Origin of the sequence: Nitrobacter sp. JJSN, assembly GCF_051912485.1 — a bacterium.
Classification (GTDB): Bacteria; Pseudomonadota; Alphaproteobacteria; order Rhizobiales; family Xanthobacteraceae; genus Nitrobacter.
The window spans coordinates 569,296-592,154 of sequence record NZ_CP196822.1; the positions used below are offsets into that span (position 1 = coordinate 569,296).

Genomic DNA, 22,859 nt, shown 5'->3' on the forward strand with positions numbered 1-22,859 from the left:
CCGCACATGACATCTCCGCATAGGAAGAGCCGCACCGATTTCCGATGCCCAGCCGGCAAATGTCTCTCCCGGCCAGGACTTACCGCTCAGGTCTTTGCGTCAGGCGTGAGATGCCCTGAACGCCGCCATCACCTCGGCCAGCATCCGCTCCTGCCCTCCCGTATAGCGCGGAGAGAAGTGAAAAGGCTCGACGCAGCGTACATTGGCTTCCCGCGCGATTTCTCCGGCAGCCGTGGTTGTGAGATGGGCCCGCTCCCTCGCCAATGCGGCGTCTGCCCCCGCAAACGCCGCCTCGATGAAGAGGACGTCTGCATTCTGAATCAGCGCCACGATGGCGGCACGATTGGCCGGCGTGTCGGCAACGTCGGTCACATAGGCAATTTTCTGACCGGCAGTGACCGTCAGGAGATCGCGCAGGCTGGCGAGTGGAACGAGGCGATCCGGGTTTTCCGCTTCATCAACATGGATTAAATGATCGTCGCCGCGACGTTCGACGACAGCCTTCTTGAGCGAGTGCAACCACGGACCGACGGGCAGCCCGCGCTGCAACAGCCGGTTCTTCCATACGTTGACATGTGCCGCCTCCTGCAGCGCAAAGGCGAGGCAGGGCGTGCCGTGTTCAAGGATCGCGGCTGACACGCGATGGGTCGGTTCATCGCAGAGTACGCCGGCAAAGGTTTTGTGAGAGACTGATGGCTCTGCTGCGAAAGCCTTCCTTAGCCGGAACCGCGTGGTAGAGATGGAATCTGTCGTTCCGAGTTCGCTCACAACGAAAACAAGATCGCAGGGATAGCTTTCGACCAAGTTCCAACGGTAGGCCTGAAGCTTGTGAAAGACGCGCTCGGCAAAGCCGGACGGACCGAAGAGCTGCACCGATTTCTCGTGCCCGACGAGCAAACGAAGCAGATGGTCGAAGCCAACGAAATGATCGATATGCGCATGCGAGACAAAGATTTGGTCAAAGCCCGAGCCGATGTTTCCTGCAGCCTCAGGAGAGAGCCATGAAACTCGTTTCAAGCGCCTTCACCGAAGGTACCGCAATTCCGCGACGGTTTACCTGTGATGGAGAAAATCTTTCGCCACCTCTGCAATGGTCCGGCGCGCCAGAGGGATCGCGGAGCTTTGTCCTACTCTGCGACGATCCCGATGCTCCCGTCGGCACATGGCATCATTGGGCGGTTTACGATATTCCGCCAGCCGTAACGGAATTCGCAGTCAACGCCGCGCAGAACACCAGAATGAAGCAGGCGGTCAACGATTTTCGGAAAGTGGGCTATGGCGGCCCGTGTCCACCTCATGGCCATGGGCCTCATCATTATCACTTCCGGCTGCTTGCCCTCTCGATGGAGGATCTTCCGGCAAAGGCCAATGCGTCCTGCCGTGACATTGAGCGAGAAGCACGCAAGCACGCCATCGCGGAAGCGATCCTCATCGGTTGGTATGAGAGATAGGGCCGGCGAAAGGCCAGGACCGGTGCATGAAGGGACACGTAATCCCAGTTAGTCCGCTAGACGCTAAGAGCGGCTGCCTCCTAGAGGTCGGGTTTTGATCCTTCGCTGACCTTGCAAGATATCTGCTACTTGTTTGCTTCAGCGGACAAAGCGGACAACATGCAGCCCTCCAAGAACTCGCGCGTCCTCCAGAGTTCGGCGCGCGCCTGATGCGCGCATCCGCCTATTGTAGGAGGGCGGAGCAAAAAGTAGATGCGGCGCCCTCGCGACAGGCGCGCCACGTCTGTCGTTCTGCTATAATGCCACCATGACGATCGGGATTTCCGGACCCGAACGGAAGGAACCAGGGCGACGCGCCGTGGTGGGATTCATCAGCGCGGCCAGCATTGTCGCAATTGGCCTGATCCTGCTCGCTCTCGTGGGCGACATCCTGGTCGACTGGATGTGGTTCGCCTCGATCGGCTACAAGCAGGTCTTCTGGACCACGATCGGCGCGAAAGTTGCCGTCTTCCTCGTTGTTTTCGCGGCGACCGCCGCCGTCTTGTGGGCAAACGCGCGCCTTGCACTTGGCCTCGCCGGGCGCCGAAGCCGGTTGCCCACGGCCTTCGACCCGATGCTTGCGGCCGCTCCGGCGCTGCCCGATCCGTTGGAATTCCTGCGCGAACGGCTGCCGTGGCGCATTGTGATCGCCGCGAGTAGCGGCCTCTTCGCTCTGTTCGTCGCCTGGGGCGAAGCCGGCAACTGGAGCACTCTTCTGCGCTTCATCTGTCAGGTGCCCTACGGCACCAACGATCCCTTGTACGACAAGGATATCGGCTTCTACCTCTTTTCCCTGCCTGCCTTTGTGGCTATCAAGAATTGGGCATTGCTGACGCTCGTCATGGGCGCACTGTTCGGCGGATTTATCTACTGGGTATATGGCGACATCGAAGACCGGCCTCAGCGAATATCGCCAGCGGCGATCTCGCACGGTTCGGCGCTTCTCGGCCTTTTCTTTGGCGTGAAGGCGTGGTCCTACAGTCTCGACCGCTATCTCCTGCTGTACGGCGACAACGGCGTGGTGGTCGGTGCAGGCTTCACTGACGTCAATGTGGAACTGCCGGTCCTGTGGCTGCTGATCGCACTTTCGATCGTCGCCGCTTCGGCAGCATGGGCGAACCTGTGGGTGCGTACCTACCGCCTCCCCACCGCCGCGATTGTGCTGCTGTTCGGCAGCGCCTTCCTGCTGTCGGGCATCATCCCCGCGGTATTTCAGCGCTTCTACGTCGGGCCGAACGAGCTGGAGTGGGAGCGGCCCTACATCGAACGCAACATTGCCCTGACCCGCGAGGCCTACAATCTCAATCGGATCGTACCGAAGCCTTTCCCTGCGGAACAGAACCTGAGCTTCAGGACACTCGAGGCCAACAAGGCCACGATTGACAATATAAGACTGTGGGATTGGCAACCATTGGCCGACACCTACTCGCAACTGCAGGAGATTCGCACCTACTACAAAATGCGCGACCTCGATGTCGATCGCTACTGGTTTGGCGACACCTACCAGAGCGTGATGATCTCGGCGCGCGAGCTGAATTCCGCGCTGCTGCCGCCCAACGCGCAAACCTGGGTCAACCGCCACATCCTGTTCACCCACGGCAATGGTGCAGTGATGAGTCCGGTCACCCAGAAGAGCGATGAGGGACTTCCGCTTCTCTATCTGCACGATATTCCTCCGGTTGCGCACGGAGGACCCGACATTCGCGAGCCGCGCATCTATTACGGGCAGCAGACCGAGGACTACGTCATCGTCAAGGGAACGGTGCCGGAATTCGATTATCCGAAGGGAAAGAACAATGTCTACGCGTCCTATGACGGCTCAGGCGGCGTACCGCTATCGGGCATGGTGCGGAGACTGATCTTCGCCCACCATTTCAACGACGTGAACCTGCTGCTATCAGACTACATCAGCGATGACAGCCGGATCATGATCCGGCGCAACATCCAGAAGCGGGTCGGCACCATCGCCCCGTTCCTCACCCTCGATCGCGATCCCTATCTGGTCGTCAGCGAGGGCCGGATGTTCTGGATGCAAGACGCCTACACGACGAGCGAATATTTTCCCTACGCGCAGCCTGCGCCCGGCCACAACCTCAACTATATCAGAAATTCGGTGAAGGTTGTGATCGACGCCTACAACGGCACCGTCGAGTTTTACCTGATGGACCCGGCCGACCCGATCGCCGCGACTTATCAGCGAATCTTCCCGACCCTGTTCAAGCCGTTCGCGGTCATGCCGCCCGATCTGCAAAAGCACATTCGCTATCCCGAGGATCTCTTCCTCATCCAGGCGCGACTCTTCCAGACCTACCACATGGAAGCTACCGATGTTTTCTACAACCGCGAGGACCTCTGGCAATTTCCGCGTCAGCCGGCCGGTGATGGCGTCTCGTCCATCGACGGCACCACCACGATGGTGCCTTACTACATCATCATGCGGCTGCCCGGAGAGGCGCAAGCCGAATTCTTCATCATGATCCCGATGGTGCCGAGCCGTCGCGACAACATGATCGCATGGCTCGCCGCGCGCTGCGACAAGCCCGGCTATGGCAAGCTGATCGTGTACGAATTTCCCAAGGAGAAGCTGGTCTACGGACCGTTCCAGATCGAGGCGCGAATTCATCAGAACACGGAGATCTCCCAGCAGATATCGCTGTGGAACCAGATGGGGTCGCGGGTGATCCGGGGAAATCTGCTCGTGATCCCGATCGAGAATTCGGTTCTCTACGTGTCGCCGCTGTATTTGCGGGCCGAGCAAGGACATTTGCCGGAGCTCAAGCGGGTGATTGCCGCCTATGGCGAGCACGTCGTCATGAAGGAAACACTTGCCGAGGCACTGTCGGCACTCTTCGTGGACAACGGACCCGCGCCGGCGCCGGGTGCGACCGCGGAATCGCCCAGTGAAGGGCCCGCGGCAAGACGCGCGCAGGAGGCGCTCGATCACTACAATCAGGCCATGGAGCGGTTGAAATCCGGTGATTGGACAGGCTTCGGCAAGGAGATCGGCGTGATGCGCGGTCTTTTGGAAGATATCCGCCGGCAATCGGGTAGGCGCTGAGGTACCCGAGAAACGCTATTTTCTGACTTGCCGGTGCAACTGCTGACCAAGCTTCCATTGGTGAGCGATCCAACGGCCGCGAACGCGTTGAATCGAGTCGTGCCACAAGCGCTGCTTGCCCGCGCCGACGAGGTCATCGAATAGGATAGCGCGATGTCTCATATTGGCCGATTTTGTTGCAAAAGTCAGTTGAGACAAGCGGCGAAGCGTGATTCCGTTGTGTTGACGCGAATCTCGGCGAGGTCGATCGATGATGGGCCGTCTGAAGAGTGACCAGAGTCAACTGTTCTACGAGTTCCACCTTAGCGACGCGGTTCCTGAAGATCATCTGGTGCGGAAGATCGATACTGCGCTCGATCTCAGCTGGCTTCACAGCGAACTTGCACCTCATTATTCGTCGATGGGTCGCCCGTCGATTGATCCGGAACTGATGATCCGGATGCTTATCGTGGGATATGTCTTTGCGATCCGCTCAGAACGGCTGATCTGCCGCGAAGTGCAAGTGAACTTGGCTTATCGGTGGTTCTGCAAACTCGGCATCGAGGACGCAATTCCCGATCATTCGGCGTTCTCGCGTGCCCGCAACGAGCGCTTCCGCGATGGGGATGTTTTTCGTCGTGTGTTCGAGCGGGTCGTCGAAGCGTGCATTGCGGCCGGTCTGGTTGGCGGTGATGGCTTTGCCGTCGATGCGAGCCTGATTCAGGCGGACGCCAATAAGCAACGCTCGATCGCGGGTCAGGATTGGCGCAGGGATCGCGATCCCAAGAGGTCCAGCCGCGCGGTGAAGGAGTATCTGGCGACCCTCGACGATATGGCGTGGGGCGCGGCCAGCGACGTGGTCCCGAAGTTCGTCTCGCCATCCGATCCGGCAGCCCAGTGGACCGGCGCTCACAAGGGACCGGCATTCTTCGCTTACTCCGACAACTATCTCATCGACGTGAAGTTCGGTGTCATCGTTGATGTTGAAGCATCCCGCTCCATCCGCCAGGCCGAGGTCGGCGCGGCAAAGACCATGATCGAGCGGACCGAAGAGCGCTTCGGCCTCAAGCCAGAGCGGCTTGTCGGAGATACCGCTTACGGTGCGGCTCCGATGCTGAACTGGCTAGTCGAGGACAAGGGCATCGCGCCACATATCCCTGTGTTCGATAAGTCGAAGCGGGATGACGGCACCTTCTCGCGCAGCGACTTTCGATATGATCCGACCACCGACGTCTACCACTGTCCCGCGGGCAAGACCCTGACGACGACGGGGACACTTGTGAATGGCGGGACCACGCTGATCTATTTGGCTAGAAAGCGCGATTGCGATGGCTGCAAACTCAGAGGACAGTGCTGTCCGAAGGTCCCCTTTCGCAAGATCCCGCGCGACATTCATGAGCACGCCCGCGACGTCGCCCGGTCGCTCGCCGGCACTGATGGCTTTGAGACTTCGCGACGTGAACGCAAGAAGATCGAGATGCGGTTCGCTCACCTGAAGCGCATTCTAAAGCTTGCTCGACTTCGACTGCGTGGTCCACGAGGCGCCCAGGATGAGTTTGTTCTGGCCGCCATCGCTCAGAACCTGCGGCGGCTCGCAACTCTGGTCGCGCGACCGCCACCGGCACAGGTTCTGCGCCTCGCGTAGAGTTAGAGTTAGAGTTGTGTAGAGGAGTCAGGGCCGGCGGATCAAAGCCGGTTGCCCCCAGCCGAATACGAGCATCCATCAGGCGCAACCGACTTTTGCAACAAAATCGGCCACTAGCAGAAATATTTTACTATTTAGCCATCCGCCAAGCAAACAGCACCACAGTCGCCCCGAGCGCGGCTGCAATTACCGACGTCACTATCCCGCCGCCGAGCGCGAGAAGCACCGCGATGTGATGGCCAATCAACGCGCCAGCAATACCCACCAACGCGCTTGTGACGATGCCGCGGGTTGATCCGGAAAATTGACGAGCAAGCCATGACGGCCCCGCAAGCCGGTCGAACAGAAAGCCAGCGGTGAGGCCGATTACTAGAACTACAATAAAGGTGACGAGGGGGTCTGGGGCGCGCATGTTAGGCCGCCTGTATAAGGTTGAGTTTCGGTAGCGATGTGCGCCATTGCTCAGTTCAACCGCGTCTTGCGCATGCGGTTGCGCCTGCGAAATTGCGGTGGCCGAATATAGTCGCTAACGCGGCGAGTGTGGTGGGAGGCCTCCATGGCCTTAGTCCCTTTCCGGACACTTCATCCCAAAACCAGTAACGAACAGCTTGTTAGGTTGTTCCACACGCGCCCTATGGCACTCCAGAGTGGGCGCCGTCCACAGCATCATTCGCGACCGGGTTGGCCAGCGGCAAATCCGGGCATGATCCGCTATGCGTCCATCGCGACTAAATTCTGCAGCGCCGCGAAATGACACGATGGGCCATCAAAAGCGGACACCGCAACCGATCATCTGCCCTATCGAAGATCCAAACGTTCCAATGCTCTTCGTAGCACTTCAAAAATAACCGCAGTGGACCATCCGATCAGCAAGACCCCGTTCAGAGCCGTCATGGGGCCAAACAGGTGCCACCGCTCAATCGGAACAACGTCGCCGTAGCCGAGCGTCGTGTAGTTGACGAATGCAAAATAAACGAGACTGGCACCAGGAGGCGCCGCAGCGACCAAAAAATACCCCAAAGCCCAAACGAACACCTCAACCACATGGGCAGCCATCAAGACCGATACGGTTGAAGCCATAACAGCCATCAAAAATACAGCGGGATGCGATTTATTCTCCGTGCTGACAGCCCGCGCGACCCACACGACCATCGTCATTACCAGTGCGTGGATTGCGATGTTGATAACGCTGACGCCGCCGCCCACTAAAAGTTGCCGTAACATGTCGCTCCACCCAATGGCGTCATATCGCGTCAGACTACCATACTGGAATGGCCCTGCCGCGATGTCCGTTCCGGGTCGATTTTGTTGCAAAAGTCAGTTGAGACAAGCGGCGAAGCGTGATTCCGTTGTGTTGACGCGAATCTCGGCGAGGTCGATCGATGATGGGCCGTCTGAAGAGTGACCAGAGTCAACTGTTCTACGAGTTCCACCTTAGCGACGCGGTTCCTGAAGATCATCTGGTGCGGAAGATCGATACTGCGCTCGATCTCAGCTGGCTTCACAGCGAACTTGCACCTCATTATTCGTCGATGGGTCGCCCGTCGATTGATCCGGAACTGATGATCCGGATGCTTATCGTGGGATATGTCTTTGCGATCCGCTCAGAACGGCTGATCTGCCGCGAAGTGCAAGTGAACTTGGCTTATCGGTGGTTCTGCAAACTCGGCATCGAGGACGCAATTCCCGATCATTCGGCGTTCTCGCGTGCCCGCAACGAGCGCTTCCGCGATGGGGATGTTTTTCGTCGTGTGTTCGAGCGGGTCGTCGAAGCGTGCATTGCGGCCGGTCTGGTTGGCGGTGATGGCTTTGCCGTCGATGCGAGCCTGATTCAGGCGGACGCCAATAAGCAACGCTCGATCGCGGGTCAGGATTGGCGCAGGGATCGCGATCCCAAGAGGTCCAGCCGCGCGGTGAAGGAGTATCTGGCGACCCTCGACGATATGGCGTGGGGCGCGGCCAGCGACGTGGTCCCGAAGTTCGTCTCGCCATCCGATCCGGCAGCCCAGTGGACCGGCGCTCACAAGGGACCGGCATTCTTCGCTTACTCCGACAACTATCTCATCGACGTGAAGTTCGGTGTCATCGTTGATGTTGAAGCATCCCGCTCCATCCGCCAGGCCGAGGTCGGCGCGGCAAAGACCATGATCGAGCGGACCGAAGAGCGCTTCGGCCTCAAGCCAGAGCGGCTTGTCGGAGATACCGCTTACGGTGCGGCTCCGATGCTGAACTGGCTAGTCGAGGACAAGGGCATCGCGCCACATATCCCTGTGTTCGATAAGTCGAAGCGGGATGACGGCACCTTCTCGCGCAGCGACTTTCGATATGATCCGACCACCGACGTCTACCACTGTCCCGCGGGCAAGACCCTGACGACGACGGGGACACTTGTGAATGGCGGGACCACGCTGATCTATTTGGCTAGAAAGCGCGATTGCGATGGCTGCAAACTCAGAGGACAGTGCTGTCCGAAGGTCCCCTTTCGCAAGATCCCGCGCGACATTCATGAGCACGCCCGCGACGTCGCCCGGTCGCTCGCCGGCACTGATGGCTTTGAGACTTCGCGACGTGAACGCAAGAAGATCGAGATGCGGTTCGCTCACCTGAAGCGCATTCTAAAGCTTGCTCGACTTCGACTGCGTGGTCCACGAGGCGCCCAGGATGAGTTTGTTCTGGCCGCCATCGCTCAGAACCTGCGGCGGCTCGCAACTCTGGTCGCGCGACCGCCACCGGCACAGGTTCTGCGCCTCGCGTAGAGTTAGAGTTAGAGTTGTGTAGAGGAGTCAGGGCCGGCGGATCAAAGCCGGTTGCCCCCAGCCGAATACGAGCATCCATCAGGCGCAACCGACTTTTGCAACAAAATCGGCCCATTTGCGACGTGCAGCGATCGCAATCGGACGTCGCCTTTTCAAGGAATAGCGGTCGTGAGGTAAACACGACGAAGGATCGAACGGATTCGGGAGCGGGCGGTGCCCGCGAAATCCAAAGGCTCCGCACGGTGGCGATGCCGATCACACCGAATCGTAGTCTTATGAATAATGTCTTTTTTGGGGCACATCAATGTTACAGTGTCGTTTTTTCGTCTTAATCCACCGATAAATCATAATATAAATCATAATAATGTCTAATTTCATTGTTGCGTGATGCGTAGACGTTAGCATTTTGTGCCGGCGAAGCTCAGTTGGCCAAGAAGATTCAAAGCAGACCGGTTCCGTAGTTGACGCCTCATACCTCGCAAAGCGCTCCGAAAGAGGACCTTGGTGGGAGGATGCGGTATGTCGAAAGATGCAAGAGCAGTTTCGTATTGCGATCCTGGCCTTCAGGACTCCACGCACGACGGAACGGACGCAAGAGACTACGACAGGCGTGACGCTGACAGCCAACCTGTCGATCAACTGGCGAGAATGAACCAGTTATTAGAGTCGGCGGCGTACGTCCCACAACGTCGCGCGCGACCGGCAATATCGTCAGTCCATGACAACGGGAAAAGCTTGGAGGAGCGGATACCACTCTTCCTTGAACGCGAAGGTCAAGAGAGTGGGGACGGGGCCGCCCTCTCGCAGGGAAAACCTGAGCTTTGGGACGAAAGCAGATTAGGCCCGGATAAGGCCGATCCATCGCCGCGTTCGAAATATCTTCCCGCAGAACTCACGCATGAACACTATCCGAACCTGATTGCCGAGGGAACCACTGTCCCGACTATTGCGAACCGGGCGCTGCTTGTAGCCTATAGTTGGCCGGAGGACTCCCCGCGCTATAAGAAGATCGCCAAATTCGTCGATACGTTTTTCGGCAAAATCGATCAATTTAACAGCACGTCGAGGCATCCTAAGTGGCGCGAAGTCAATCTTTCGGCCGAAATGCCCGGCTGGATACGATTTAAGCCTGCAGCCGACTGGCTCGCTTCCCACCGGAATCTGGCCATGTCTACCAATCCAGACAATTCGTTCAGCCAATCTGCTCCTGAGCTGAAGCTGGCGTTTGAACAATTCATACAGAACTATGCTTCCTCGTCCGGCCGGAAGACGCTATCCACCAAAGAACGGGAATTGCTTTTCGCAAAATTTATGAAAATTCTCGCCGAGTCGAGGGCGGAACAATCGGCCCGTTAGACTTGTGAGAATGTCAGGACGTAGGCGATGTGTCGGCTGGCAGTCCAGAAAGCAAAACACGTTGAGCAGAGACTGTGTTAGAAGCTGGCGGCGTGAATTTCGAGACTCCACGAGGTCGTCAAGATTGGCTACGGTAACCAATTAGAAGGGGAAAACGCGATGATCGACAGACGGCGTCTCCTCGCGGGATCGGCCGCGACGATTGCAACGCTCGGCTCTGGATCCATCTTCAGTTCAATTAGTGCCTTTGCCGAAACCGCCACCCTGCCGTTCGACAATGGCGAGCGACCGCTGGTGAAATATCCGCAGAAGCGGTTGATGATCGGGCAGACCAGCCGTCCGCCGCAACTCGAAACACCGTTCTCGGTCTACAACGAGAGCGTCATCACCCCGAATGATGCGTTCTTTGTGCGCTATCATCTCGCCGACATTCCACTCGACATCGATCTCGCCAAATTTTCCGTCGATGTGAAGGGCAAGGTCGATAAGCCGTTGAAGCTGTCGCTGGCCGACATCAAGAAGATGCCGGCAGTCGAAATCGTCGCGGTCAACCAGTGCTCCGGCAATAGCCGCGGCTTCTCCAATCCGCGCGTCGCCGGTGGCCAGTCCGGCAACGGCGCCATGGGCAATGCGCGCTGGAAGGGCGTGCCGCTCAAGGCCGTACTCGACAAGGCCGGTGTTCAGGCCGGCGCCAAGCAGGTCGTGTTCAACGGCATGGACGGACCGGTCAGCGACAAGACGCCGGACTTTGCCAAGGCGCTCGACCTCGATCATGCCCGCGACGGCGAGGTGATGCTGGCCTATGCGATGAACGGCGAGAGCCTGCCGATGCTGAACGGTTTCCCGCTGCGCCTCGTCGTGCCGGGCTACTACGGCACCTACTGGGTCAAGCATCTCAACGAGATCACGGTGATCGACAGCGTCTACGATAATTTCTGGATGAAGACCGCCTATCGGATTCCGGACAACGACTGCAACTGCGTCGAACCGGGCACGCCACCGAAGGCGACGGTCCCGATCAACCGCTTCACGGTGCGCTCATTCGTCACCAATCTGCGCGACGGCGCCAAGGTCAAGGCCGGCGCGGAGACCCCTTTGAAAGGCATCGCCTTTGACGGTGGCAAGGGCATCAAAGAGGTCGCAGTCTCCATCGACGGCGGCAAGACCTGGCTGCCCACCAAGCTCGGCAAGGATCTCGGCAAGTATTCGTTCCGCGAATGGCATGCCGCCGTGAAACTTCCCGCCGGTGCGCACGATATCAAGGTTCGCGCCACCAGCAACGACGGCAAGACGCAACCCATGGAGGCCAAGTGGAATCCCGCCGGCTACCTGCGCAACGTCGTTGAAACCGTCCACGTCACGGCAGCCTGAGGAGAGTGATGATGAACCGATCCATATTGCTCGCCGCTTCCGTGGTTGTCGCGCTCGCCGGTACGAGCTTCGCCGCCGCGCAGGCTAAGCCGGTGAAATATACACTGCCGGAAGAAACCGCGACGTTCAAGCCGGGGACCAACCGCGATGTCGTGATGAACAACTGCACGGCATGTCATTCGTCAGACTACGTGCAGACGCAACCGCGCGGGCCGAAATTCAAGAAGGATTTCTGGCAGGCCGAAGTGACCAAGATGATCAAGGTCTACGGTGCGCCGATCGGCGATGCCGACGTCGACAAGATCGTCGAATACCTGACAGAAAATTATTAGAGCAGAATCCGATCATGCTGGCTCGTATCCAGCGGCGGTGAAATTGCACATTCTTGTGGGATGAAGCGCGGGATAGCGTCGCGAAGTAAGCGCTCAGTTGATCCCCTTGTATCGGGTTAGCATCGAACATGCGAAGAATCCTCCGGTTGTGACGGAGGTTTTGGATGGTGTTAGACGGCAAAAAGGACGTCCATTTGGACGGCTCATCGACTGGAATAGTCAGCCGGCTTGAAGTGCTTGAGGGACCGACGGGGCGGCGCGTACGTTCGGAATCTGAGCGTGCTCGGATCGTTGCCGAGAGTTTATTGCCTGGCGCTCAGGTAGCGGAGGTGGCGCGCAAGCATGGTGCGACGCGCTGGCAGATTTACGACTGGCGCCGACGCTTTCGACAGAGAGGCGGCTTGCCGTCGTGCGACTCTCCGACGACAAGCTTCGCACCGCTGGTTGTGGAAGAGCCGTTAGACGAGCGTCACGTTCCGATGGTCAAGATTGAGATTGCGATCGGTGACATCGTCGTGCGGACGGACGCGGCGATCGGCGAGAAGCAACTATCACAGGTGATCCGCGCGGTGCGGACGTCACGATGATCGCTGCTGGCGCGGAGTTGAAGATTTACATCGCGACGCGGCCTGTCGACTTCCGCTGTGGTCACGATGGGCTTGCGGCGAAGGTGCAGGAGATGCTTGGTCTCGACCCGTTCTGCGGCGCGGCGTTCGTGTTCCGATCGAGGCGAGCGGATCGGATCAAGATTTTGGTCTGGGATCGCACGGGCCTGGTGTTGGTGCACAAGCGGCTCGAAGGCTGCAAGTTCGTGTGGCCGACGATTGCGGATGGCGTGATGCGGGTATCGCCGGCGATGTTTGCGGCCTTGTTTGAAGGTTTGGACTGGAGGCTGGTCCGTCCGGAGGAAGCACGGCGTCCGCAAGCGGCGGGATAACTGCGGCAGAGTGACTCGGGACGCTCTTTGCGCATGGCGAGAACGGCGGCGATGTGCTGGAAATAGCGCATGAACACCGCGGCGCTGCGCGACGAGAACGAACGCCTGAAGGCGCTTTTGGCGCAAACGCAAGCGACGTTGGGCGAGCATCAGGCGGCGCTGGCAACGTCGGAAGAGGCGCGGCGCCGGCTGGAGGTTATCCTCGGAGAACTTCGCCGCGAGAAGTTCGGCGCGAAGTCCGAGAAGCTGCGGCCTGATCAATATCATTTGCCGCTCGAAGACGTCGAGATCGCGCAAGGCGTCCTGGACGCGGCGCAGGAGAACGCGGCAGCGATTATCCAGGGCCGATCGCGCGGCGCATCAGATCAAGCCCGTCATCGCAATCGGGGCTGCCTGCCTGCGCATTTGCCGCGGGTGGAGCGGATCATCGAGCCTGCGAGCACGCTGTGTCCCTGCGGCTGCGGCGCGATGACGAAGATCGGCGAAGACGTCAGCGAGCGTCTCGACGTGATCCCGGCGCAATGGCGCGTGCTGGTCACGCGTCGTCCAAAATATGCTTGCCGCCGCTGCTCGGGCGCGGTCGTTCAGGCGCACGCGCCGGAGCATGTCGTGCCTGGCGGACTGCCGACCGAAGCGGCCATTGCGCAAGTGATCGTCGCCAAGTTCGGCGATCATACGCCGTTTTACCGGCAGGCCGGGATCTACGCGCGACAAGGGATCCGGCTCGACCGGGCGACGCTGGGGAACTGGTCCGGCCGCGCCTGCTTCCATCTCCAGGCTGTTGGGGATCGGATGCGCCGCCAACTGGCGGCGGCGGATCGCCTGTTCATGGACGAGACCACGGCGCCGGTGCTTGCTCCCGGGCGCGGCCAGACGAAGAAAGGCTTCTTCTGGGCTATTGTCTCCGACGACCGCGGCCACAGCGGCCCAAGTCCGCCGATCGTGCTGTTCCGATATGCGTCCGGACGCAGCGGCGCTTTCGCCAGGCAGTTTCTGGACGGCTTTAACGGGCGCTTCCTGCAATGCGACGCATACGAGGGCTATGATCGGCTGACCGGCGTTGCGCGACCGCAAGGCCCCTGGACGCTCGTGCATTGCTGGAGTCATCTGCGTCGGCGCTTCGTCAAGCTGGCGCGCAACAGCAGATCGCCGATCGCCGAAGACGCGGTCCGGCAGATTGCGCTTCTCTATGCCATCGAAGCCACGGTGCGCGGCTCATCGCCGGACATCCGACTGGCCGCGCGCAAGGAGCATTCGCGGCCTGTCGTTGCTGCTTTGAAGCCGTGGTTCGAGAAACAGCTGTCGATGATCTCCAGCAGCTCGACACTCGCCCAGGACATCCGCTACGCGCTCAATCATTGGCCGGGGCTGACCCGCTTCCTCGAAGACGGACGTCTCGAGCTCGACACCAATCCGGTCGAAAACGCCATCCGGCCGGTGTGCCTGACCAGAAAAAATGCGCTATTTGCTGGTCATGAAGTTGGAGCCGAGAATTGGGCTTTGCTGGCGTCGATCGTAGCCACCTGCAAGCTCAACGACGTCAACCCCGTCGCCTACATCGCCGAAACACTCGAGGCAATCATCGCCGGCCATCCTCAAAGCAAAATCGAAGACCTCATGCCCTGGAGATTCCGCAAAACGTCAAGCCCACATCAATGGGGCAGCGGTTGAGCGCTTACATTTGCCCTTGGCGATGCATTCGATCTCCGGCGCGTGCAGGGAATAGATTTTCTTGCCGCGCTGCCTTTGTTGTTGATGACGCACCGCGTGGGCCAGCGACAACAGTTGCGCGAAAGCCGCCTGCCTGTCCGGATCGCCGGCGATCTTGCGCCTGAACGACCGCGCCCGAGCAGCGGCGGCAAGCATATTTTGGACGACGCGTGACCAGCACGCGCCATTGCGCCGGGATCACGTCGAGACGCTCGCTGACGTCTTCGCCGATCTTCGTCATCGCGCCGCAGCCGCAGGGACACAGCGTGCTCGCAGGCTCGATGATCCGCTCCACCCGCGGCAAATGCGCAGGCAGGCAGCCCCGATTGCGATGACGGGCTTGATCTGATGCGCCGCGCGATCGGCCCTGGATAATCGCTGCCGCGTTCTCCTGCGCCGCGTCCAGGACGCCTTGCGCGATCTCGACGTCTTCGAGCGGCAAATGATATTGATCAGGCCGCAGCTTCTCGGACTTCGCGCCGAACTTCTCGCGGCGAAGTTCTCCGAGGATAACCTCCAGCCGGCGCCGCGCCTCTTCCGACGTTGCCAGCGCCGCCTGATGCTCGCCCAACGTCGCTTGCGTTTGCGCCAAAAGCGCCTTCAGGCGTTCGTTCTCGTCGCGCAGCGCCGCGGTGTTCATGCGCTATTTCCAGCACATCGCCGCCGTTCTCGCCATGCGCAAAGAGCGTCCCGAGTCACTCTGCCGCAGTTATCCCGCCGCTTGCGGACGCCGTGCTTCCTCCGGACGGACCAGCCTCCAGTCCAAACCTTCAAACAAGGCCGCAAACATCGCCGGCGATACCCGCATCACGCCATCCGCAATCGTCGGCCACACGAACTTGCAGCCTTCGAGCCGCTTGTGCACCAACACCAGGCCCGTGCGATCCCAGACCAAAATCTTGATCCGATCCGCTCGCCTCGATCGGAACACGAACGCCGCGCCGCAGAACGGGTCGAGACCAAGCATCTCCTGCACCTTCGCCGCAAGCCCATCGTGACCACAGCGGAAGTCGACAGGCCGCGTCGCGATGTAAATCTTCAACTCCGCGCCAGCAGCGATCATCGTGACGTCCGCACCGCGCGGATCACCTGTGATAGTTGCTTCTCGCCGATCGCCGCGTCCGTCCGCACGACGATGTCACCGATCGCAATCTCAATCTTGACCATCGGAACGTGACGCTCGTCTAACGGCTCTTCCACAACCAGCGGTGCGAAGCTTGTCGTCGGAGAGTCGCACGACGGCAAGCCGCCTCTCTGTCGAAAGCGTCGGCGCCAGTCGTAAATCTGCCAGCGCGTCGCACCATGCTTGCGCGCCACCTCCGCTACCTGAGCGCCAGGCAATAAACTCTCGGCAACGATCCGAGCACGCTCAGATTCCGAACGTACGCGCCGCCCCGTCGGTCCCTCAAGCACTTCAAGCCGGCTGACTATTCCAGTCGATGAGCCGTCCAAATGGACGTCCTTTTTGCCGTCTAACACCATCCAAAACCTCCGTCACAACCGGAGGATTCTTCGCATGTTCGATGCTAACCCGATACAAGGGGATCAACTGAGCGCTTACGAGGCAATCATCGCCGGCCATCCTCAAAGCAAAATCGAAGACCTCATGCCCTGGAGATTCCGCAAAACGTCAAGCCCACATCAATGGGGCAGCGGTTGAGCGCTTACGTCGCGAATAGCGTCCAGAGAGGTTCGGTGGTTCGCGCTTTGCGTAGAGGCGCAGAGGGCTTCCGCGTTCATTGGCCCATCCAGAACTATGGGCGCGGTGATACCGGACAGGCGAAGCGCGCCGGTGAAGGTCATTGTTTTCGTTTTCCAGTGCCAGTGCGGGATCCGCGCGCGGCAGCGTGCGCCGTGCTTGGCACGCCGTAGCAGCGCGCCATTTTCGTCAAAGCCCCGGCTTCATCGATAAAGACCAGGCGTTCCGGATCGATATCAGGCTGAGCGTTGGTCTAGCATTACAGTTGCGTTTTTGATTTGAAGTGAGCGCGCTGAGCGACAGCTGATGAGCTCTGCGCCAGAAAGACCATGCGATGATGTGTGCGGGTTGAATGCGCTTTCGAGCGAATCTGATGCTTTGGCTTTTGCCGGGAGGCGACGTTTGTTTTTTTGGGCGGTGGCGGATTAGCGCGATGTCGGATCGCGGCCATCATGGCGAAGGCGAGCATCACCAGGGATGACGGTGCCATCTGCGCCACGTGCTGCTGTCGTACATGAGCTATTACAACGGCACGAGCACCCATTTGTCATTGAACAAGGACGCGCCGATGTCACGCGCCGACGAGACAGCTGGACGCATTATCTGCCATCCGATCCTGGGCGGACTTCATCACCGCTACGCCCGTGTTTAAGTTTTCGGTATACACACGGGTAAAGCATCACCCACGCTCGTTTCAATAAGCAGCCTTTTATTTCGGGGGCTGCCATCCGGGGGATGAGAGCCACCGGTCTACATTCACAGCGGTTTCTGCCCGGAAGGCTTGTTGCAAAAGGAGATGGCGCGCCGTGCCATCAGGGATGTTTGCGGCCTCTTCTCTGAGGCGCCGGGCTTCTTCCATCAGCCTCTCGTGGTTGGGATGACGCCGCTGCATGGCGGGTGCTCCACTTTGGGGAAAGAAGTAACGACGGGCCAAAAAGAACGATTGGCTCCCCGACATGTTCCAGCGGTGGGTCGAGGATTTCTCACGCGCGGCAATCACAAAATATTTCTTCCTCATTTTCACCCGTGTTGGAATTGCGAGCGTGGCGCGGATGCGACCACGCGAAAATTACTGAACATTTGGCGGCCCCACGAGCAGGAATAAACTTGCAGAACCGAACCTCCCGATTCGTTCCGCTCCATGTCGTTAAATAATTCAGTAGCGCCCCGAAGATGGGGCCGCTTACTTTGCTCATCAGCGCACGGCCCTTTGCTAACATCGGTGATGACAGGGCCGGTTGCGCTCCGCCTTCTCGAAGCGAAAGGAGCAGTGCCGTGCAGCAGATCGATCTCCCACTTCACGGTCTTTCTGAACTTGCAGCTGATATCCGCGAAAAGATTAGCTCGCTTCCATGTGGACCCGAGCGACACACAATGCTGAAAGCAATCTGGCAGAGCGATGACGCCGCAAAACTTGGGGAATGGGTAAATTCACTGGGATTGCAGCTGCCGAAGTAAAAGGCCGCACGTCCTCGCTCGGATCAGCGAATGCGTTGGCGCCCCGCGCGCCGGTTCCGCCCGTGGTCGCGCGGTGGCCGGTTAGTAAAGAGATATGTTTCGCGTCACACTGTGGACGCGCAAGTCCACACTTCCGAGGAGTGGAAGGAGATCTGCTTTGTTTAAGCTCGAATCAAACTCGACGACTTCGGGTGCTATGCCGCGCTACTACTTCCACATCGTAGGACCGGCGGACCTTCGTGATCGCTTTGGACTGATACGCTGCGACGATGCCGCTGCGATCGCTTGGGCGCAAAATGTCGCTGATGGATTACAGAAACGCGGTGCATCAGCCTCTGTTGTGGTTATAATGCATGAGGACGGTCGGGAGATTGCACGAATTCCAGCTCTTCATGCTCTTGAGCCACTTTGTTAGGGTCCAGACTCATAACCAGTAACTGACAGCCGCAGCGATGCAGACGGCTGCGAGGAAATTGATTGCGAGACGATCGTATCTGGTGGCGATGCGACGGAAGTCCTTCAGGCGACAGAACATGCGCTCGATCGCGTTGCGGCTTCGATAGAGGACGGGCGAGAAGCAATTCTTCCAGCCTCGGTTCGCCTTGGGCGGGATGTTCGGCATCGCACCCTTTCCCTCGACCTGTCGGCGGATGACATCGCTGTCATAACCCTTGTCGCCGTGCAGGATCGCGGAACGTGGCATCTCTTCGAGCAGAACCGCTCCGGCGGTGCAATCGGCTATCTGACCCCCTGTCCCTGTCGCAAACCCCATCCGGCTGTGTTTCGGCGCGGGATCTCGATCATCATCTGCGTCATCGGGCTGACTTTGAGTGACGCATCAAATCACATGCCATCCTTGGCGGTCTTCACCACCACTACGCCCGAGCTTAAGTTTTCGGTACACACAGGAGACTCGGCGCGCCGCGAGCAGCGCGCGATAGCGCCAATACCCGCATTGGGCGAGCACCAAGCTGGTACTGCGGTCGATGAGAGTGGAAGTGGTCGATGAGAGTGGAGGTCCGTGCCTCAACAAAACCCGCCGGCAAGGGAGACCACCGGCGGGTCTTTGGTCGGAGGCCACAGCCCATCCCGGTTGGCTAAATCATGGAGTGGGCTGCACACTCCGTCCGAACTTACAATAACTGATGCAGCCTGCGGCATAAACTCACTGAACCGTGAGCAACTAAAATCAGAGATAGGGATTAGGATTGCCTAACAGGTCGCGGCAAGACCAGATTTCCTTGCTTTCGCGTCTGGGCTTGATCGTGATCGTTTCCGAACGGGCAAACTCTCGCGCCTTCTGGCGGTCCGAGGTTTGACCCTGCGAAAGGGAGACAACGAACATGGCCACTTATTTTCCTATCGACGACACGTCACACCTACGACCAGGAGCGGTCGCCGCAGACGGACTGGTGATCCGTCACATCGGCTTCTCCGACCTTCTCGATGCGTTGCGGCTGGGCTGGGAAGACTTCAAGGCGGTACCGAGCCACGCCATCGTCCTTTGCGTCATCTATCCCGTGATCGGAATTCTGCTGTGGCGGATGGCGCTCGGCTACTCCGTCTTGCCGATGCTGGTTCCGCTCGCCGCCGGCTTTGCCCTGATCGGGCCGTTTGCGGCGCTCGGACTCTATGAACTGAGCTATCGGCGCGAACTCGGCACGGAGGCGTCCGCCTGGCACGCCTTCCGCGTGTTGCGGGCACCGTCATTCGGATCGATGCTTGGACTGGGCGCGCTGCTGCTTGCCATTTTTGTCGCCTGGGTGGCAACGGCGCATGCGATCTACGTCTCCACCTTCGGCAACGACCCGGCATCGGTAATTCCCGATTTCCTCACGCGAGTCTTCACCACGTCCGAGGGTTGGCGCCTGATCATGGTCGGCTGCGGCGTCGGATTCCTGTTTGCTGCCGTCGCCTTGTGCATCAGCCTCGTGTCGTTCCCGCTGATGCTCCACCAGCACGCTGACATGACCGACGCCATGATGACGTCGATGCGCGTGGTCGCGAAAAATCCAATCGCAGCCGCGGAATGGGGTTTGATCGTTGCCTTCCTGCTGGTGATCGGGTCGATCCCGTTCTTCCTCGGCCTCACGGTCGTGATGCCGTTGCTCGGTCATGCGACGTGGCACCTCTATCGCAAGGCGATCGAGAGCCCTTTGCAGACCTCAGCACACGAAGTCCCGGACACTGAGAGGGAGAAGCGCTACGCGGCAGATTTCCCGTCCGTCTTGTTCCCCCCTTACGGGCACAAGCACCGATATTTCGATAGTTCGGATTGATTGAGAGACGCGCGCGCGGAAGGCCGTCTCGATGTCTGGGGCTATTGAGCTCGAGGCGGCCGCTGTGTTTTGGCGCGGGGTTTGGACGCCGATCGGCGCCGGGGTCACTATTCTCACATCAACAAAATCAAAACGTTAGATTACGCGCGTGCGACGATTGAGGGGGTCAAAGTTCAATCAGTATTCACACATTAAGCGGGCCACCATCGCAAACCGCCGCTTGCAGCACCGACTGCAGGCCGCTTAAACTCTAACCCCTGATGAGCCAGAGCCTCCCTTCTCGAAATACCTGATCAGTCTCAAATTATCTGACGACGGACAGACGAGTGCAGCCGTGAGCTTGGCCATCCGTGTCGCACGGAAGCTCAAGGCGACCGATGTCATCGAAGCACTCTGCGAGCTGTTCGTCTCGCGGGGCATCCCTGCGCACATACGTTCAGACAACGGCCCTGAGTTCGTCGCCGAGGCGCTCCGGGATTGGGCTGCCACCGTCGGAGCCAAGACCGCTTACATCGAACCTGGCAGTCCATGGGAGAATGGCTATTGCGAAAGCTTCAACAGCAAGCTGCGCGATGTACTGCTCAACGGCGAGATCTTCTACACGTTGAAGGAGGCCCCGATGGCCGGTCAGTCACGCTAGATCCATTGCAAAGCGTTTGAGATCGGCGAGCGAGCAATATGCCAGCGCACCCTCATGAGTGGCGCGCAAGACCACTCGCGGCGCTTGGTTTGCTTCGAATGCTTCCTGCCAGCGGGGTGCACATAAGCACCACCGGTCACCGGGTTTCAGGCCAGGGAAACCGAACTCCGGCAATGGTGTCGAGAGATCGTTGCCGCGCGATTTAGAGAAATTGAGAAACTCGGCAGTCATCACGACGCAGACCGTGTGACTGCCAATGTCCTCTGTCCCGGTGTCGCAGCAGCCGTCCCGATAAAACCCCGTAATCGGTTTGATCGAACAGAGTTGAAGTGGCTCGCCGAGCACATTCCGACCTGTACGGCGCGGAGGGCCGCCGCCACTATCCCGATCGTCCCTTAGCATTGCCGCACCTTGCCTTCACCCTTGCATCTGGCACCGATCAAAAGCGGCGTCGATGACAGCCTAAGACTTAAGCGTATCGAACGCAGAAATAATATCTGCGTACGGGGTGTCCGTCGTCAGATAAATTGAGACTGATCAGGTATTTCGGGAAGGGAGGCTCTGGCTCATCAGGGGTTAGAGTTTAAGCGGCCTGCAGTCGACGAGCGACGACGCGATCGAACGAAACCTGGGCGATGGACTTCGTTCACGATCAGTTGGCAACGGGCCGGAAGCTGCGCGTGTTGACGGTCGTCGACACGTTCTCTCGCTTCTCGCCAGGGCTTCAGCTTCCGCGGCGCCGATGTTGTGGAGGTGCTGGAAGGAGTTTGCCGGCAAGTGGGATTCCCGGCGACCATCCGGGTCGATCAAGGCACCGAGTTCGTGTCACGCGATCTGGATCTTTGGGCCTATCAACGAGGCGTCACGCTGGACTTCTCGAGACCAGGCAAACCAACCGACAACGCGTTCATCGAAGCGTTCAACGGCCGCCTGCGCGCGGAATGCCTCAACGTTCACTGGTTCTTGAGCCTTGCCGACGCGCAGAAAAAGTTGGAGGATTGGCGCAAATACTACAATGAAGAACGGCCTCATGGCGCAATCGGCAACAAGCCGCCGATAACACTGCAAGATCGCGATGGCGCAGCCAGCCCGCCATCGTGAAAGAGCCGGAAAACTCTACCCTCCGGCGATCCAAAGTTCGGTCTCAGAGCAAAACCACTCAATGGTCCAACCAAACCTGACGGGTATGACGGGTTCATCGTAATCATACGTAGGCGCGCGCGCCCATCCTCAATCGTCTATAGACGGTCGATTACGACGGACCGTCATACCCGGTAATTAAGTAGGGGTATTTAGGGCGCTCTTGGGACGCAGGAGCTAAGATTGGAGATCCACCGACATCACCGACACTGAGGGCGGCTTATTCCCTCTGGCGACATGAAAAAAGGAAGCCGGGGAGGAAGATGATCCTAGCGGAACCACCATCACGACCCGCCCAGCCAGCCGGCGAATGCAGAGGAATGACACGATGACAGAGACCGCCGACATTTGGATCATAGCCATGGAAACCGCGCTTGCTTGCGTTCCCGCTGATCTCCGCCTTGATGTTCTACGGAAGCTGACGGATGACGAGACCGAGCGACGCAGGCAACCGTTCCTCATCGGCTGGAAGAAGCGCTGGCATGCCGTGGACGAAGCAACGAGCGTGATCGTGCAGGTTCTAGTGCGCGACATCGCCAACTGCCACAGCAAGGCGGATGCCGCCGCCGTGTTGTTTCGGAACCATCATGGGCGAGGCACCGGGAGCTGCTGGTTGCCGGATTATCTCGATGGGCTTCCTGGCATCACAGTGGACCGCAAGCGCTGCATCGAGGTTTCCGAGCGCAAACACAGGAGCAAAGCTCAATGAAGGCCGAGCACGCTGTCGTTGGCCCACATGACGGCGCGATCTCCAGCGTCGTAAGCGGGGTTTGCGATGGTGGCAAGCTTAATGCGTTTGCGTTCCGCGAGGATCGCTTCTGTCGAAGTAGACGTCAGCAGGCGTGAGGTTGTCGATGCTCTCAGATGGTCCCGATCGACCGAGAAGCCCAGAAAGCCCTGATAGAATTCATCCGCTTGCGCACGCTCTAGCGGAGGAGCGATGGTGCAGGGCCGCAAGAGCGGCTAACAGCAGCCGCTCTTCTTTTACAAATCGAACCTACACGGCCGC

Annotated in this window: 23 protein-coding genes and 6 pseudogenes; 17 read left to right on the top strand and 12 right to left on the bottom strand. The window is 59.1% G+C overall.

All coding sequences use genetic code 11. The annotated features are described in order from the left end of the window. Positions 1-99: 99 nt before the first annotated feature. On the bottom strand, positions 100-1,017 hold the full coding sequence (locus ACSZOQ_RS02975; protein ID WP_439924569.1) for a ribonuclease Z: 918 nt from the start codon (positions 1,015-1,017) through the stop codon (positions 100-102). On the opposite strand from ACSZOQ_RS02975, the gene ACSZOQ_RS02980 reads away from it, so the two are divergent. The 3 genes from ACSZOQ_RS02980 to ACSZOQ_RS02990 all read left to right on the top strand — a co-directional run bounded on the left by ACSZOQ_RS02980 (position 1,002) and on the right by ACSZOQ_RS02990 (position 6,172). Continuing rightward, the gene (locus ACSZOQ_RS02980; protein ID WP_439924570.1) at positions 1,002-1,451 is read left to right on the top strand and encodes a YbhB/YbcL family Raf kinase inhibitor-like protein; all 450 of its coding nucleotides are present in this window, start codon (positions 1,002-1,004) and stop codon (positions 1,449-1,451) included. The genes ACSZOQ_RS02975 and ACSZOQ_RS02980 overlap by 16 nt on opposite strands. 307 nt (positions 1,452-1,758) lie before the next feature. Then, positions 1,759-4,548, top strand: coding sequence for a UPF0182 family membrane protein (locus ACSZOQ_RS02985; RefSeq protein ID WP_439924571.1), 2,790 nt, complete (start codon positions 1,759-1,761; stop codon positions 4,546-4,548). 250 nt (positions 4,549-4,798) lie between these two features. Then, the gene (locus ACSZOQ_RS02990) at positions 4,799-6,172 is read left to right on the top strand and encodes a transposase (protein WP_439924438.1); all 1,374 of its coding nucleotides are present in this window, start codon (positions 4,799-4,801) and stop codon (positions 6,170-6,172) included. A gap of 130 nt (positions 6,173-6,302) precedes the next feature. On the opposite strand, the gene ACSZOQ_RS02995 is transcribed toward ACSZOQ_RS02990, so the two are convergent. Both ACSZOQ_RS02995 and ACSZOQ_RS03000 read right to left on the bottom strand, forming a co-directional pair. Next, a complete protein-coding gene (locus tag ACSZOQ_RS02995; protein WP_439924572.1) occupies positions 6,303-6,584 on the bottom strand; it encodes a GlsB/YeaQ/YmgE family stress response membrane protein in 282 nt (93 codons plus the stop codon). A gap of 386 nt (positions 6,585-6,970) precedes the next feature. Beyond that, entirely contained in the window at positions 6,971-7,378 is a 408-nt protein-coding gene (locus ACSZOQ_RS03000) for an ion channel (protein ID WP_439924573.1), read from the bottom strand. Between the two features lie 176 nt (positions 7,379-7,554). On the opposite strand from ACSZOQ_RS03000, the gene ACSZOQ_RS03005 reads away from it, so the two are divergent. The 7 genes from ACSZOQ_RS03005 to tnpC all read left to right on the top strand — a co-directional run bounded on the left by ACSZOQ_RS03005 (position 7,555) and on the right by tnpC (position 14,595). After that, entirely contained in the window at positions 7,555-8,928 is a 1,374-nt protein-coding gene (locus ACSZOQ_RS03005) for a transposase (protein ID WP_439924438.1), read from the top strand. A 519-nt stretch (positions 8,929-9,447) separates the two neighbouring features. Further along, positions 9,448-10,284 (top strand): hypothetical protein, encoded by an 837-nt coding sequence (locus ACSZOQ_RS03010; RefSeq protein WP_439924574.1) that lies wholly within the window; start codon positions 9,448-9,450, stop codon positions 10,282-10,284. A gap of 159 nt (positions 10,285-10,443) precedes the next feature. Next, a complete protein-coding gene (gene sorA, locus ACSZOQ_RS03015) occupies positions 10,444-11,655 on the top strand; it encodes a SorA family sulfite dehydrogenase catalytic subunit (protein WP_439924575.1) in 1,212 nt (403 codons plus the stop codon). 11 nt (positions 11,656-11,666) lie between these two features. After that, positions 11,667-11,987: a SorB family sulfite dehydrogenase c-type cytochrome subunit gene (sorB, locus tag ACSZOQ_RS03020; RefSeq protein WP_439924576.1), complete on the top strand. Its 321-nt coding sequence runs from the start codon at positions 11,667-11,669 to the stop codon at positions 11,985-11,987. Between the two features lie 164 nt (positions 11,988-12,151). Further along, positions 12,152-12,574, top strand: coding sequence for a transposase (locus tag ACSZOQ_RS03025; RefSeq protein WP_439923187.1), 423 nt, complete (start codon positions 12,152-12,154; stop codon positions 12,572-12,574). Beyond that, positions 12,571-12,924 carry an IS66 family insertion sequence element accessory protein TnpB gene (gene tnpB, locus ACSZOQ_RS03030; RefSeq protein WP_439923186.1) on the top strand — a complete coding sequence of 118 codons (354 nt, stop codon included), beginning with the start codon at positions 12,571-12,573 and terminating at the stop codon, positions 12,922-12,924. The genes ACSZOQ_RS03025 and tnpB (ACSZOQ_RS03030) overlap by 4 nt, the downstream gene beginning before the upstream one ends. A 69-nt stretch (positions 12,925-12,993) precedes the next feature. After that, positions 12,994-14,595 carry an IS66 family transposase gene (gene tnpC / locus ACSZOQ_RS03035; protein WP_439922718.1) on the top strand — a complete coding sequence of 534 codons (1,602 nt, stop codon included), beginning with the start codon at positions 12,994-12,996 and terminating at the stop codon, positions 14,593-14,595. A gap of 9 nt (positions 14,596-14,604) precedes the next feature. Here tnpC and ACSZOQ_RS03040 read toward each other — a convergent pair. The 4 genes and pseudogenes from ACSZOQ_RS03040 to ACSZOQ_RS03055 all read right to left on the bottom strand — a co-directional run. Continuing rightward, positions 14,605-14,766, bottom strand: a pseudogene (locus ACSZOQ_RS03040) (IS5/IS1182 family transposase); the annotation flags it as partial. After that, positions 14,753-15,274 (bottom strand): annotated as a pseudogene (locus ACSZOQ_RS03045) (IS66 family transposase zinc-finger binding domain-containing protein); the annotation flags it as partial. The pseudogenes ACSZOQ_RS03040 and ACSZOQ_RS03045, both read right to left, overlap by 14 nt. Before the next feature lie 69 nt (positions 15,275-15,343). Continuing rightward, complete coding sequence (gene tnpB / locus ACSZOQ_RS03050; RefSeq protein ID WP_439923186.1) at positions 15,344-15,697, bottom strand: IS66 family insertion sequence element accessory protein TnpB; 354 nt, start codon at positions 15,695-15,697, stop codon at positions 15,344-15,346. After that, positions 15,694-16,116, bottom strand: coding sequence for a transposase (locus tag ACSZOQ_RS03055; RefSeq protein ID WP_439923187.1), 423 nt, complete (start codon positions 16,114-16,116; stop codon positions 15,694-15,696). The genes tnpB (ACSZOQ_RS03050) and ACSZOQ_RS03055 overlap by 4 nt, the downstream gene beginning before the upstream one ends. A gap of 34 nt (positions 16,117-16,150) precedes the next feature. Between ACSZOQ_RS03055 and ACSZOQ_RS03060 the strand changes: the two genes are divergently transcribed. Continuing rightward, positions 16,151-16,294: a hypothetical protein gene (locus ACSZOQ_RS03060; protein ID WP_439924577.1), complete on the top strand. Its 144-nt coding sequence runs from the start codon at positions 16,151-16,153 to the stop codon at positions 16,292-16,294. Positions 16,295-16,350: 56 nt separating this feature from the next. Here ACSZOQ_RS03060 and ACSZOQ_RS03065 read toward each other — a convergent pair. Beyond that, positions 16,351-16,583: pseudogene (locus ACSZOQ_RS03065) on the bottom strand (IS630 family transposase); the annotation flags it as partial. A gap of 459 nt (positions 16,584-17,042) precedes the next feature. Further along, entirely contained in the window at positions 17,043-17,351 is a 309-nt protein-coding gene (locus ACSZOQ_RS03070; RefSeq protein ID WP_439924578.1) for a hypothetical protein, read from the bottom strand. 257 nt (positions 17,352-17,608) lie between these two features. Here ACSZOQ_RS03070 and ACSZOQ_RS03075 point away from each other — a divergent pair, with 257 nt between their 5' ends. Beyond that, positions 17,609-17,791: a hypothetical protein gene (locus tag ACSZOQ_RS03075; RefSeq protein WP_439924579.1), complete on the top strand. Its 183-nt coding sequence runs from the start codon at positions 17,609-17,611 to the stop codon at positions 17,789-17,791. Between the two features lie 196 nt (positions 17,792-17,987). Further along, on the top strand, positions 17,988-18,206 hold the full coding sequence (locus tag ACSZOQ_RS03080) for a DUF6894 family protein (protein WP_439925935.1): 219 nt from the start codon (positions 17,988-17,990) through the stop codon (positions 18,204-18,206). A gap of 9 nt (positions 18,207-18,215) precedes the next feature. Here ACSZOQ_RS03080 and ACSZOQ_RS03085 read toward each other — a convergent pair. Beyond that, positions 18,216-18,545: pseudogene (locus ACSZOQ_RS03085) on the bottom strand (transposase); the annotation flags it as partial. A 589-nt stretch (positions 18,546-19,134) separates the two neighbouring features. Here ACSZOQ_RS03085 and ACSZOQ_RS03090 point away from each other — a divergent pair. Continuing rightward, positions 19,135-20,070, top strand: a complete 936-nt coding sequence (locus tag ACSZOQ_RS03090) for a DUF2189 domain-containing protein (protein WP_439924580.1) — start codon at positions 19,135-19,137, stop codon at positions 20,068-20,070. Positions 20,071-20,410: 340 nt separating this feature from the next. Further along, a pseudogene (locus ACSZOQ_RS03095) lies at positions 20,411-20,686 on the top strand (integrase core domain-containing protein); the annotation flags it as partial. Between the two features lie 15 nt (positions 20,687-20,701). Here ACSZOQ_RS03095 and ACSZOQ_RS03100 read toward each other — a convergent pair. Beyond that, positions 20,702-21,112, bottom strand: a complete 411-nt coding sequence (locus ACSZOQ_RS03100; RefSeq protein WP_439924581.1) for a DUF2237 family protein — start codon at positions 21,110-21,112, stop codon at positions 20,702-20,704. A 197-nt stretch (positions 21,113-21,309) separates the two neighbouring features. Between ACSZOQ_RS03100 and ACSZOQ_RS03105 the strand changes: the two are divergent. Continuing rightward, positions 21,310-21,811: pseudogene (locus tag ACSZOQ_RS03105) on the top strand (integrase core domain-containing protein); the annotation flags it as partial. A gap of 367 nt (positions 21,812-22,178) precedes the next feature. Beyond that, positions 22,179-22,559 carry a hypothetical protein gene (locus tag ACSZOQ_RS03110; protein ID WP_439924582.1) on the top strand — a complete coding sequence of 127 codons (381 nt, stop codon included), beginning with the start codon at positions 22,179-22,181 and terminating at the stop codon, positions 22,557-22,559. Here ACSZOQ_RS03110 and ACSZOQ_RS03115 read toward each other — a convergent pair. Further along, positions 22,553-22,807, bottom strand: a complete 255-nt coding sequence (locus tag ACSZOQ_RS03115; RefSeq protein ID WP_439924583.1) for a hypothetical protein — start codon at positions 22,805-22,807, stop codon at positions 22,553-22,555. The two genes, ACSZOQ_RS03110 and ACSZOQ_RS03115, sit on opposite strands and share 7 nt — an antisense overlap. Between the last annotated feature and the right edge of the window lie 52 nt (positions 22,808-22,859).

Coding starts and splice junctions, on each gene's coding strand:
- ACSZOQ_RS02980 (WP_439924570.1), top strand. CDS start 1,002: ATGAAACTCGTTTCAAGCGCCTTCACCGAAGGTACCGCAATTCCGCGA.
- ACSZOQ_RS02985 (WP_439924571.1), top strand. CDS start 1,759: ATGACGATCGGGATTTCCGGACCCGAACGGAAGGAACCAGGGCGACGC.
- ACSZOQ_RS02990 (WP_439924438.1), top strand. CDS start 4,799: ATGATGGGCCGTCTGAAGAGTGACCAGAGTCAACTGTTCTACGAGTTC.
- ACSZOQ_RS02995 (WP_439924572.1), bottom strand. CDS start 6,584: ATGCGCGCCCCAGACCCCCTCGTCACCTTTATTGTAGTTCTAGTAATC.
- ACSZOQ_RS03005 (WP_439924438.1), top strand. CDS start 7,555: ATGATGGGCCGTCTGAAGAGTGACCAGAGTCAACTGTTCTACGAGTTC.
- ACSZOQ_RS03010 (WP_439924574.1), top strand. CDS start 9,448: ATGTCGAAAGATGCAAGAGCAGTTTCGTATTGCGATCCTGGCCTTCAG.
- sorA (WP_439924575.1), top strand. CDS start 10,444: ATGATCGACAGACGGCGTCTCCTCGCGGGATCGGCCGCGACGATTGCA.
- sorB (WP_439924576.1), top strand. CDS start 11,667: ATGAACCGATCCATATTGCTCGCCGCTTCCGTGGTTGTCGCGCTCGCC.
- ACSZOQ_RS03025 (WP_439923187.1), top strand. CDS start 12,152: ATGGTGTTAGACGGCAAAAAGGACGTCCATTTGGACGGCTCATCGACT.
- tnpB (WP_439923186.1), top strand. CDS start 12,571: ATGATCGCTGCTGGCGCGGAGTTGAAGATTTACATCGCGACGCGGCCT.
- tnpC (WP_439922718.1), top strand. CDS start 12,994: ATGAACACCGCGGCGCTGCGCGACGAGAACGAACGCCTGAAGGCGCTT.
- tnpB (WP_439923186.1), bottom strand. CDS start 15,697: ATGATCGCTGCTGGCGCGGAGTTGAAGATTTACATCGCGACGCGGCCT.
- ACSZOQ_RS03055 (WP_439923187.1), bottom strand. CDS start 16,116: ATGGTGTTAGACGGCAAAAAGGACGTCCATTTGGACGGCTCATCGACT.
- ACSZOQ_RS03060 (WP_439924577.1), top strand. CDS start 16,151: ATGTTCGATGCTAACCCGATACAAGGGGATCAACTGAGCGCTTACGAG.
- ACSZOQ_RS03070 (WP_439924578.1), bottom strand. CDS start 17,351: ATGAGGAAGAAATATTTTGTGATTGCCGCGCGTGAGAAATCCTCGACC.
- ACSZOQ_RS03080 (WP_439925935.1), top strand. CDS start 17,988: ATGCCGCGCTACTACTTCCACATCGTAGGACCGGCGGACCTTCGTGAT.
- ACSZOQ_RS03090 (WP_439924580.1), top strand. CDS start 19,135: ATGGCCACTTATTTTCCTATCGACGACACGTCACACCTACGACCAGGA.
- ACSZOQ_RS03100 (WP_439924581.1), bottom strand. CDS start 21,112: ATGCTAAGGGACGATCGGGATAGTGGCGGCGGCCCTCCGCGCCGTACA.
- ACSZOQ_RS03110 (WP_439924582.1), top strand. CDS start 22,179: ATGACAGAGACCGCCGACATTTGGATCATAGCCATGGAAACCGCGCTT.